Source organism: Heyndrickxia camelliae (genome assembly GCF_002844575.1).
Classification (GTDB): domain Bacteria; phylum Bacillota; class Bacilli; order Bacillales; family Bacillaceae_C; genus Margalitia; species Margalitia camelliae.
The window spans coordinates 19,526-30,285 of the sequence record NZ_PIQO01000030.1 but is presented as its reverse complement, the minus strand read 5'-3'; the positions used below and the strand labels follow the sequence as shown (position 1 = coordinate 30,285).

The following is a 10,760-nucleotide window of genomic DNA, read 5'->3' as shown; positions in this document are numbered from 1 at the left end:
CGTAGGTTCGAATCCTACCTGCGGAGCCATTGCTTCCATAGCTCAGCAGGTAGAGCACTTCCATGGTAAGGAAGAGGTCACCGGTTCGAGCCCGGTTGGAAGCTTACCTACATAACATCTAGATTGGCCCGTTGGTCAAGCGGTTAAGACACCGCCCTTTCACGGCGGTAACACGGGTTCGAATCCCGTACGGGTCACCACTATAATATTTGGAGGATTAGCTCAGCTGGGAGAGCACCTGCCTTACAAGCAGGGGGTCGGCGGTTCGATCCCGTCATCCTCCACCATGAAAAATATCTATTATCCAGCCTTGTTCAATTGGTAGAGCACGATTGAGCAGCTACGAAGCAAGTTTAGCTTACAGCTTGGGATGCTACTTAGACGAACTTTCTGAGAGCTGGAAGACCATTTTAATTAGTAGTTAATCAGCAGTTTAATATTTCAAAAATGCCGGTCTAGCTCAATTGGTAGAGCAACTGACTTGTAATCAGTAGGTTGGGGGTTCAAGTCCTCTGGCCGGCACCATTGGTTTCGGAGGGGTAGCGAAGTGGCTAAACGCGGCGGACTGTAAATCCGCTCCTTCGGGTTCGGCGGTTCGAATCCGTCCCCCTCCACCATTTTTATGAATATGGATAAAACCTTTCGGACATACTATGAATGTCTTTTTTCTTTTCGTTGGGCTATAGCCAAGCGGTAAGGCAACGGACTTTGACTCCGTCACTCGTTGGTTCGAATCCAGCTAGCCCAGCCATTTTTTTTGTTCTATTTTGAACATAAAGAACGATTACAAAGTACATACTAAAGGTATTACGAGCCATTAGCTCAGTCGGTAGAGCATCTGACTTTTAATCAGAGGGTCGAAGGTTCGAGTCCTTCATGGCTCATCCAATTTTTAGGTCTTGATTGTAAAATCAGGCCTTTTTTATTTTTAGCGCGGATACTGAATCCGTGGAAGTGATATAAAATCATTGCTAAATGATGGAACCTCTGTATGTCAAGTAACTTACTACGAAGCTGTCTATCCTCACCAATCAAATTTCCACCTTTTTTACCCTTCATTCACAGACAAATGCAATACCCCAACACCAAATAAACTTACTAACCATTACAGTTTTCAAAAAATATCCACTATAAAATAACAAAAAATACAAAATCCTAATGTATAATAAAATAATAAATTTATTTGGAGGTAATGGATGGCAGAGTTATTTAAGCTTTTAAAAGGTGGTAATAAATCAGCTTTATTGGCTGCTATTGTAAATACGATCATTTCTATCATAAAAGGGATTGCCTTCTTTCTAACGGGAAATGTTGCGATGTTTGCAGAGACAATGCATAGTTTAGGGGATGCTGCAAATCAATTATTCGTTTTTATTGGATCGGCTTTAAGTAAGAAGGCTCCTACAGACCGTTTTCCAAATGGGTTTGGGAGACTGGTAAACCTTGTTTTATTAGGTGCTGTTTTAATAGTAGGCATTATGTCTTTTGAAACAATTAAAGAGGGTTTTGAGCATATTTTACATCCTACCGCGTCACATGGATTTATTATTAATATCGTTGTGTTAGGTGCTGGGGTTATACTTGAATCGTTAGTGCTTTTTAAAGCAATGAAGGAAATTGTCCATAGCGTGGGAGTGGAAGCAAAAGGGTTTAATATTGTGATACAAAGTATAAAAGGCTTCTCTAAGGCGAAACCTGCAACAAAATTAGTCTTTCTAGAAGATACGGTTGCTACAGGTGGCGGGCTACTTGCTATTCTGGCAGTAGTGATTTCTCATTTCTCTACTTTTCACCAGGCAGAAGGAATTGCCTCCATCTTAATTGGTATTTTGATGTTTATTGTAGTTGGCAAGGTTTTTCTGGATAATGCAGCCGGTGCAATAGGTGAAGCAGATGAGGAAATGGAAGATAAAATTGGATTGATTGTAATGAATGATCCTTCTGTTAAAGATATTCAGGATGTCACAGTAATTAAAGAAGGAGAGGACCTTCATGTTGAATTAGAAATTGAGGTGGATCCAACCCTGACAGTGGCAGAAGCAGATGATATAAAAGACCGGTTGGAACAAAGAATCCTGGAAGAAAAGGGAGTAGTAGATGTATTAATTGAGTTTGATGAGGATGATGGGGTGGCCAATTGGAAAGAAGAAAAAGAAAAGAACGAATGAATACCATGAGCTGCGGAAAATTTCCACAGCTTTTTTAATTGCATATATATACAGAAAATTGTCGAGTTGAGTCATTTCTTATTCCTGTATAAAATATGCGTATAAAGGGAAAAGGAGGAATTCTTCGATGAAAAAGAATATTTCCATTTTAGGAGTTCCAATGGATTTAGGGCAAATGCGCAGAGGGGTTAATATGGGACCGAGTGCGATTCGATATGCTGATGTTGTGGAGCGAATTGAAAAGCTTGGATATACCGTTCATGATATGGATGATATTGAAATAGGCAAGGCAGAAAGATTGCATGATGCAGAATCCAATTTGAGAAATTTGAAAGCGGTTGCGGATGCGAGTGAAATATTAGCTTCAAAAGTAAATGAGATTGTAGAAAAGGGTGACTTTCCTTTAGTCTTAGGGGGAGATCATAGTATAGCAATCGGAACTTTAGCAGGAATTTCTAAACATTATAAAAATCTTGGTGTTATCTGGTATGATGCACATGGAGATTTAAATATACCGGAAACTTCCCCTTCAGGGAACATTCACGGAATGCCGCTTGCCGCTAGTTTAGGTTTAGGACATGAAACTTTAACAAATATAGGTGGATATTGCCCAAAGGTAAGATATGAAAATATTGTAATTATTGGTGCGAGAGATTTAGATGAAGGCGAAAGAGAGTTAATTAAAGATAGAGGTATTAAAGTGTATACCATGCATGAAATAGATCGTCTTGGTATGACAAGAGTAATGGAGGAAACAATTGAATTTTTTAAGGACCGAACAGATGGTGTGCATTTATCCTTAGATCTAGATGGTTTAGACCCAAATGAGTGTCCGGGTGTAGGGACCCCTGTGATGGGTGGGATAAGCTATCGGGAAAGTCATCTGGCAATGGAAATGCTTGCGGAATCGGGGATTATCACATCTGCTGAGTTTGTGGAAGTAAATCCTATTCTTGACGATAAAAATAAAACCGCAGATGTTGCTGTAAGTTTAATGTGTTCACTATTTGGGGAAAAGCTATTATAGTGGTAATGAAGCAGTAGTTTTATAGACTACTGCTTTATTATTTTTTATTGCTATTTTTTAAAGCTTCGTATTGATTGAGAAGTTGATCTAATTTATCACTTGCTTGTATAACCTTTTCATCGTTAAAAGAGGATGTTAATGCAATTTCAATCATTTCTTTACGTTTTTCTTCAATATTCGCTATTATCTCTTGCATCTTCATATAAAAGGCCCCCTCTTTCCGAATATGACATAATTTCCTAATGCTTGTATTTCCGTTTATTATTTACTGTTTATCCATTTTAAAAAAAAATAAAACATTCATTGGTAAATATTTGATAATATAGATGTATAGATTTTTTTGAAACCTTTTTGCTATTCATTCGTAACAATGTATAGCCGCTGGGGCGGAGGGAAGCTAGATGGAAATGCTTGTAAAAAAGAGAATTAAGCAAGTTATAAAAGGTGATCGGAATGCGTATGAAGACATAGTAGAATTATTTAAAGACAAGGTTTTTCAAATATGTTATCGTATGTTGGGGAATCGCCATGATGCCGAGGAAGTTGCACAGGAGGCTTTTATCCGGGCATATTTGAATATTGAAAGCTTTAAACAAGAACGTAAATTTTCTACCTGGCTCTATCGTATAGCGACGAATTTATGTATTGACCGATTACGGAGGAAGAAACCCGATTATTATTTAGATGCCGAAGTATCTGGGACGGACGGACTTACTCTGTATTCTCAAATTCCTTCCAATGATCGATTACCTGACGTGGAAGTGGAAAATATTGAATTGCAAGAACATGTTCAACAAGCTATTTACCGTTTACCTGAAAAATATCGTTCGGTTATAGTACTGAAATATATAGACGATTTATCCTTAAATGAGATAAGTGAGATTATGAACTTGCCACTTGGAACGGTTAAAACAAGGATACATCGTGGAAGAGAAGCACTTCGAAAGCAACTTCGAAATTTATAGAGAGGATGAGAACGAAATTGAATACTTGTTCTGAAGAAATAATTCTCTATATGCATAATTATTTAGATGGTGAACTAACAGCGAATGAAGAACAAGTGCTTAAAGAACATTTGCAGCAATGTCCTGCTTGCATGAGGCATTTTCAAGAACTTAAGAAAACAGATGCTTTTATTAAAAGCAGTTCACTTTTATCTACACCGAGCGATTTTACCAATAAAGTAATGGAGCAGTTGCCTAAGGAGCAACTTAAAGTAGGAATAAAGCGCTGGATTAGAGTCCATCCATTCTTGGTAGCTGCTGCAGTATTTATTATTTTAATGGGCGGTACAATCTTCTCTACATGGAATAATGATCAGGAGTTTTCTTTTACAAAAAATCCTCACTTAATTGTAAAAGAACATACGGTGATTGTCCCAAAGGGGGAGGTTATTAAAGGAAATTTAATAGTGAAAAATGGTAACCTTCGTGTAGATGGGAAAGTAGAAGGAGATGTTACCGTTATTAATGGAAAAAAGTATATGGCATCTGCAGGAAATGTTTCTGGAAATGTAGAAGAAATTAATGAGATTTACGATTGGCTCTGGTTTGAAATGAAGGATATAGGCAAAAAAATCGTAAATTACTTTAAATAAATGGGGCTTAGGAAGCAATATTTATAAGATTGTTTCCTTTTTCTTTTGTTTTCTCGTAATGTGGTATAATAATAACTAAGCATTTTTGATAAAAAACTAATGGAGGATAAAAGATGTCGTTCGCTAATTTCACTGTCTTAGATTATCTATCCAGCATAGTTGACATACTCCTCGTTTGGTTCGTGATATATAAACTGTTAATGGTGATTCGCGGTACTAAAGCGGTTCAACTGTTAAAAGGAATCATCGTCATCGTTCTTGCTAGGGCATTAAGTGGTGTTCTTGGATTTAATACATTAAGTTGGATGATTGACAAAGTGATTACATGGGGGTTCTTAGGTGTAATCATCATCTTTCAGCCAGAATTAAGAAGAGCACTCGAACAATTAGGGCGGGGAAGACTTTTCTCGCGCGGAAATGTTCAGGAGGATGAAGAACGTAACCGGATTATTGAAGCCCTTGTCAAAGCGACCAGCTATATGGCAAAACGTAGAATTGGCGCATTAATCTCATTTGAAAGGGAAACAGGATTGAGTGATTACATAGAGACGGGCATACCGTTAAATTCAACGATATCCTCGGAGCTTTTAATCAATATATTCATTCCGAACACTCCTTTGCATGATGGTGCTGTTATTCTCCAGAAAAACCAAATTGCCGCGGCAGCATGTTATTTGCCTCTGTCAGAAAGTCCTTTTATTTCAAAAGAACTTGGTACTAGGCATCGTGCTGCTATCGGGATCAGTGAGGTAACAGATAGTGTGACGATTGTTGTTTCTGAGGAAACAGGCGGCGTTTCTTTAACGAAAAATGGTGAATTACATCGTGACCTTACGATTGAGCAATTCAAACAATTATTGGAGAAAGAACTTTTTGATTTAAATCATGATAAACAGGCTTCCTCATCAAAGTGGAATTGGAGGGTGAAGAAGCATGGATAAATTTATGGAAAGCAAGTGGTTTATGAGAATTCTTGCACTGCTCCTGGCACTTTTATTATTTACTTCAGTGCATGATAGTCAAAGCCTTTTTAAAAATAGAAAATCAAGTGCCGGGGAAGCAACGGTTCAAATGCCTGTTGTCCTTTATTATGATGAGGAAAATACCGTTGTTTCGGGAGTCCCTAAAACGGTAGAGGTAACTCTTTCTGGACCAAATAATCTCGTTGAGTTTGCAAAAAGCTCTAAAGATTTCAGTGTGTATGTGGATTTAAGCAATGCCAAGATTGGCCGTCAACGGGTTAAACTGAAGACAAAAGATCTTTCCGATAAGTTACAAGCAAAAATATCTCCATCAGTGGTAGAAGTATCCGTACAGGAAAAGGTTACAGTTGAAAAGCCTGTTTCAGCTGAATTTAATTCAGACTTATTGGCGGAGGGATTTGAAGCGGGGCAACCGACAGTTAATCCCAAAACAGTAAAAATCACTGGTGCAAAGGATATCGTTGACCAGATTAGTTATGTTAGAGCGGCATTAAATGTTAATAAACAAATTAATGCTGATTTAACAAAGAATGCGTGGGTACAAGTTCTGGACAGAAACTTAAATAAATTAGACGTTTCAGTGGATCCAGCTACTGTTGATGTTTCCGTAAAGGTAAATAACCCAAGCAAAACAGTGCCAATAACCGTTAACCCAACCGGGTCAGAAAAGGATGGAGTGGTTATTGATAGTATTTCGACGGAACCCAAAAGTGTAACAATATACGGAAGAAGCGATGTATTAAAATCGATTGATGCTTTAACCCTTGATGTGGACATTAGTAAGATTGATAAGGATACGGATCTCAGCGTTCCCTTAAAGACTCCAAAAGGTGTCAACAAACTCGATCCAGGGTCAGTGAAGGTTAAGGTAAAGGTGCGTGACAAGATAGAAGAAAAGAAACTTTCTAATATCAAAGTAAGCACTGAGGGTTTGGATGATAATTACGATCTGGAATTCCTATCCCCTCCCGATGGCCTTGTAGATTTAAATGTAACAGGTACAAGTCAAGCGCTTGACAACATAGATGAACATGATTTTGATGTGTTTCTGGATTTATCAGGATTGAAACCAGGTGATCATGATGTGAACATAGAGGTAAAGGGACCTAATGACATATCATGGGAGTTGTCCAGTAAAAAGGCAAAAATTCGACTAACAGAAAAAAATCAGAGTAATGCATAGACAATGGATTTAAAGAAGGAGAGAAAGATCTTATGGGTAAATATTTTGGAACTGACGGAGTAAGAGGAATTGCTAATACAGAATTAACACCTGAACTAGCATTCAAGCTAGGACGTTACGGAGGCTATGTCTTAACCAAAAATGCGGAGCGTCCTAAGGTGATTATTGGTCGCGATACTCGTATTTCCGGTCATATGCTGGAAGGTGCATTAGTTGCCGGGTTACTATCTATTGGGGCAGAGGTCATGCGCTTGGGTGTTATTTCAACTCCTGGGGTTGCATTTTTAACTAAGGCATTGGGGGCACAAGCTGGAGTAATGATTTCCGCATCCCATAATCCGGTTGCCGATAATGGAATTAAATTTTTCGGATCCGATGGTTTTAAGCTAGTAGACCAACAGGAGCTTGAAATTGAGGAATTATTGGACCAAGAAGAAGATACACTTCCGCGTCCAGTGGGAAAAGATCTTGGTATGGTGAACGATTACTTCGAAGGTGGTCAAAAATATTTACAATTCCTGAAGCAAACAGTGGAAGAAGACTTTTCTGGAATTCATATTGCACTAGATTGTGCTAATGGTGCAACTTCCTCTTTAGCAACTCACTTGTTCGCTGATCTAGAAGCTGACATTTCAACTATGGGTGCTTCACCTGATGGTTTGAATATTAATGAAGGTGTCGGTTCCACACATCCTGAAAGTCTAGCCGCTTTTGTAAAAGAAAAAGGAGCGGATGTAGGACTCGCTTTTGATGGAGATGGAGACCGCATGATTGCTGTGGATGAAAACGGAGAAATCGTAGATGGCGACCAGATTATGTATATCTGTGCAAAATATCTAAAGAGTGAAGGTCGACTCAAACACTCTACCGTAGTATCAACCGTAATGAGTAATTTAGGATTCCATAAAGGCCTGGAGGAACTCGGTATTAAGAGTATTCAAACAGCTGTCGGGGATAGATATGTGGTGGAAGAAATGAAGAATAACGGCTATAACCTTGGTGGGGAACAGTCTGGGCATGTTATTTTTCTAGATTACAATACCACTGGGGATGGCCTCTTATCTGGTCTTCAGCTAGTGAATATTATGAAGGCAACGAAAAAACCATTATCTGAGCTTGCAAAGGAAATGAAGAAATACCCACAAAAACTTGAAAATATAATGGTATCTGATAAATATCATGTAACTGATAATGAAAATGTAAAAGCGATTATCCAAGAAGTTGAGTCAGAAATGAATGGAAATGGACGTATACTTGTTCGTCCTTCTGGAACAGAGCCGTTAGTTAGGGTAATGGCAGAAGCACCTACTGAGGAAAAATGTGCTGAATATGTGCATAGAATTGCGGCAGTTGTAGAAAAAGAAATGGGATTAAAAGTGGAAAAATAAAATGGATATGCATACGGGTCACCAACTGATTCCCGTATGCATATTTTATTTTGTAACATATTTTTCATTGACGAAGAGCACTATTCTAAGGTAAGATAATGGTGCTTTTTAATTGGAGTTTATATCAAAGGAAAGAGGAGGACAGTGTTACAAAATATTATTTTAAAAGCGCCAGAACTAAACGGAGGAGTTTAGTTGACGAGGTGGAGGAGTATCGAGTATTCGGCGGATACCTCCCGGCTGCCACACACAGTCGAAGTCTTTTTCTTAAAACACTGAGGTGACTTGGTGCACAAAGGAAAAAGAAAAGTGGAAAAGATCCTTTCTCAATAATGAATCTATATTTCTATTGAACAGCAGATATGTAAGAGGAAAATTAGATGATTTATATGAGCAGGAAAACTACCAACTAAAAAGCAGAGATAAGGGGCAGGAATGCCCCTGGTATTCTTGCCCCTATATTATAGGAGGAAGATACAAATGTGTGGTATTGTAGGTTATATTGGACAACAAGATGCGAAGGAAATTTTATTAAAAGGTCTAGAAAAGCTTGAATATAGAGGATATGATTCTGCGGGGATTGCATTGCAGAACGGGAATACAGTTCATGTTTTTAAAGAAAAGGGAAGAATTGCAGATCTTCGTGCAATTGTTTCGGAGGAAGTTCATGCTTCAACAGGAATAGGACACACACGCTGGGCAACTCATGGTGTTCCGAGCAAAGGAAACGCTCACCCACATCAAAGTGCTTCAGGTCGTTTTACACTTGTTCATAATGGGGTAATTGAAAACTACTATCTTCTTCAGCAGGAATATTTATCCGACGTTGAACTAAGAAGTGAGACGGATACAGAAATCATTGTTCAACTAGTGGAGAAGTTTGTAAATGAAGGACTTTCTACGAAAGAAGCATTCCGTAAAACTCTAACTCTACTTATCGGTTCTTATGCCCTTGCATTACTAGATACGGAAGATGATAGCACTATTTATGTGGCAAAAAACAAGAGCCCACTTCTAGTTGGAGTTGGCGATGGTTTTAACGTAGTGGCAAGTGATGCAATGGCTATGATTCAAGTAACCAACCAATATATCGAACTAATGGATAAAGAAATGGTTATCGTTGCCAAAGATAATATTGTGATCGAGGATTTAAACGGAAATCAAATGACACGTGATTCCTATACAGCTGCGATTGATGCCAGCGACATTGAAAAAGGAACTTATCCGCACTACATGTTGAAGGAAATCGACGAGCAGCCTCTTGTGATGAGAAAAATAATCCAAGCGTATCAGGATATCAACGGACAACTAACAATCGATTCTGATATTACTGCTGCTATGAAGGATGCAGACCGAGTTTACATCGTGGCATGTGGTACTAGCTACCATGCTGGACTTGTTGGAAAGCAGCTAATTGAAAAGCTGGCAAAAATTCCAGTAGAAGTACACGTAGCAAGTGAGTTCAGTTATAATATGCCACTTTTAAGTGAAAAGCCTTTATTTATCTTCATCTCTCAAAGCGGGGAAACAGCAGACAGCCGTTCTGTGCTTGTAAATGTGAAGAAATTGGGCTATAAGGCATTAACCATTACAAACGTTCCTGGATCAACACTATCCCGTGAAGCCGACTACACTTTACTATTGCATGCAGGTCCTGAGATAGCGGTTGCTTCTACTAAAGCGTACACAGCACAAATAGCCGTGCTTTCTATTCTTGCAAGCGTAACTGCGAAAGCAAAAGGAGTCGCTCAAGATTTCGATCTTGTTCACGAATTAGGAATTGTTGCAAATGCGATGGAAGTATTATGTGATTCCAAGGAAGAAATTGAACAAATTGCTTACGAATATTTAACTGTAACTCGTAACTGTTTCTTTATCGGACGTTCTCTTGATAACTATGTTGGACTTGAAGGTGCTCTAAAACTTAAAGAAATTTCCTATATTCAAGCAGAAGGCTTTGCTGGCGGAGAATTAAAACATGGTACTATTGCATTGATCGAAGAAGGAACGCCAGTTATTGCTTTGGCTACTCAAAAGAATGTTAACTTGAGCATTCGTGGTAATGTCAAAGAAGTAACAGCACGCGGTGCAAACCCATGTATTATTTCCATGAAAGGCCTTGAAACAGATGAAGACCGTTTCATCATACCGGAAGTACACGAATTATTAACACCCCTTATCTCAGTAGTACCATTGCAACTAATCGCATACTACGCTGCCCTTCATCGCGACTGTGACGTGGATAAACCACGTAACTTGGCGAAGAGTGTTACAGTGGAGTAATGATTGGTGAGGGAAATAGACGTTTTGTGGATTTGAAATAAAGTCGCGATGTTTATAAAAAAGATGCGATGTTTTGAAGAAAGTCACGATGTTTTAAAGAAAGTTGCGAAGCTTTCCCCCTTTAGATATGA

General features: G+C 38.6%; 9 protein-coding genes and 7 tRNA genes. 15 read left to right on the top strand and 1 reads right to left on the bottom strand.

Annotation, left to right across the window (positions count from 1 at the left end):
• Positions 1-31 precede the first annotated feature (31 nt).
• The 9 genes from CWO92_RS23065 to rocF all read left to right on the top strand — a co-directional run bounded on the left by CWO92_RS23065 (position 32) and on the right by rocF (position 3,195).
• Positions 32-104 (top strand) — tRNA-Thr (locus tag CWO92_RS23065).
• A 21-nt stretch (positions 105-125) separates the two neighbouring features.
• A tRNA-Glu gene (locus CWO92_RS23060) sits at positions 126-200 on the top strand.
• Positions 201-211: 11 nt separating this feature from the next.
• Positions 212-287, top strand: a tRNA-Val gene (locus tag CWO92_RS23055).
• 162 nt (positions 288-449) lie between these two features.
• Positions 450-525, top strand: a tRNA-Thr gene (locus CWO92_RS23050).
• An 8-nt stretch (positions 526-533) separates the two neighbouring features.
• A tRNA-Tyr gene (locus CWO92_RS23045) sits at positions 534-617 on the top strand.
• A gap of 59 nt (positions 618-676) precedes the next feature.
• Positions 677-751 (top strand) — tRNA-Gln (locus CWO92_RS23040).
• A 60-nt stretch (positions 752-811) separates the two neighbouring features.
• Positions 812-884: transfer RNA gene (locus CWO92_RS23035), tRNA-Lys, on the top strand.
• A gap of 312 nt (positions 885-1,196) precedes the next feature.
• Positions 1,197-2,168, top strand: coding sequence for a cation diffusion facilitator family transporter (locus tag CWO92_RS23025; protein WP_101356544.1), 972 nt, complete (start codon positions 1,197-1,199; stop codon positions 2,166-2,168).
• Positions 2,169-2,295: 127 nt separating this feature from the next.
• A complete protein-coding gene (rocF, locus tag CWO92_RS23020) occupies positions 2,296-3,195 on the top strand; it encodes an arginase (RefSeq protein ID WP_101356543.1) in 900 nt (299 codons plus the stop codon).
• A 37-nt stretch (positions 3,196-3,232) separates the two neighbouring features.
• Here rocF and CWO92_RS23015 read toward each other — a convergent pair whose 3' ends face one another.
• Positions 3,233-3,397: an aspartyl-phosphate phosphatase Spo0E family protein gene (locus CWO92_RS23015; protein ID WP_101356542.1), complete on the bottom strand. Its 165-nt coding sequence runs from the start codon at positions 3,395-3,397 to the stop codon at positions 3,233-3,235.
• Between the two features lie 199 nt (positions 3,398-3,596).
• Here CWO92_RS23015 and sigW point away from each other — a divergent pair, with 199 nt between their 5' ends.
• From sigW to glmS, 6 genes are all read left to right on the top strand, one after another.
• On the top strand, positions 3,597-4,160 hold the full coding sequence (gene sigW, locus CWO92_RS23010; protein ID WP_101356541.1) for an RNA polymerase sigma factor SigW: 564 nt from the start codon (positions 3,597-3,599) through the stop codon (positions 4,158-4,160).
• Between the two features lie 5 nt (positions 4,161-4,165).
• On the top strand, positions 4,166-4,792 hold the full coding sequence (locus tag CWO92_RS23005; RefSeq protein WP_101356540.1) for an anti-sigma factor family protein: 627 nt from the start codon (positions 4,166-4,168) through the stop codon (positions 4,790-4,792).
• Between the two features lie 113 nt (positions 4,793-4,905).
• Positions 4,906-5,733: a diadenylate cyclase CdaA gene (gene cdaA, locus CWO92_RS23000; RefSeq protein WP_101356539.1), complete on the top strand. Its 828-nt coding sequence runs from the start codon at positions 4,906-4,908 to the stop codon at positions 5,731-5,733.
• Positions 5,726-6,958, top strand: a complete 1,233-nt coding sequence (locus CWO92_RS22995) for a CdaR family protein (RefSeq protein WP_101356538.1) — start codon at positions 5,726-5,728, stop codon at positions 6,956-6,958. Before cdaA ends, CWO92_RS22995 begins: the two co-directional genes overlap by 8 nt.
• Positions 6,959-6,990: 32 nt before the next feature.
• Complete coding sequence (gene glmM, locus CWO92_RS22990; RefSeq protein WP_101356537.1) at positions 6,991-8,346, top strand: phosphoglucosamine mutase; 1,356 nt, start codon at positions 6,991-6,993, stop codon at positions 8,344-8,346.
• A gap of 480 nt (positions 8,347-8,826) precedes the next feature.
• A complete protein-coding gene (gene glmS / locus CWO92_RS22985; protein WP_101356536.1) occupies positions 8,827-10,629 on the top strand; it encodes a glutamine--fructose-6-phosphate transaminase (isomerizing) in 1,803 nt (600 codons plus the stop codon).
• The last annotated feature ends 131 nt before the right edge of the window (positions 10,630-10,760 follow it).

Bases quoted from the DNA above. Each gene is read 5' to 3' on its own strand.
- CWO92_RS23025 (WP_101356544.1), top strand. From the start codon at position 1,197: ATGGCAGAGTTATTTAAGCTTTTAAAAGGTGGTAATAAATCAGCTTTA.
- rocF (WP_101356543.1), top strand. From the start codon at position 2,296: ATGAAAAAGAATATTTCCATTTTAGGAGTTCCAATGGATTTAGGGCAA.
- CWO92_RS23015 (WP_101356542.1), bottom strand. From the start codon at position 3,397: ATGAAGATGCAAGAGATAATAGCGAATATTGAAGAAAAACGTAAAGAA.
- sigW (WP_101356541.1), top strand. From the start codon at position 3,597: ATGGAAATGCTTGTAAAAAAGAGAATTAAGCAAGTTATAAAAGGTGAT.
- CWO92_RS23005 (WP_101356540.1), top strand. From the start codon at position 4,166: ATGAGAACGAAATTGAATACTTGTTCTGAAGAAATAATTCTCTATATG.
- cdaA (WP_101356539.1), top strand. From the start codon at position 4,906: ATGTCGTTCGCTAATTTCACTGTCTTAGATTATCTATCCAGCATAGTT.
- CWO92_RS22995 (WP_101356538.1), top strand. From the start codon at position 5,726: ATGGATAAATTTATGGAAAGCAAGTGGTTTATGAGAATTCTTGCACTG.
- glmM (WP_101356537.1), top strand. From the start codon at position 6,991: ATGGGTAAATATTTTGGAACTGACGGAGTAAGAGGAATTGCTAATACA.
- glmS (WP_101356536.1), top strand. From the start codon at position 8,827: ATGTGTGGTATTGTAGGTTATATTGGACAACAAGATGCGAAGGAAATT.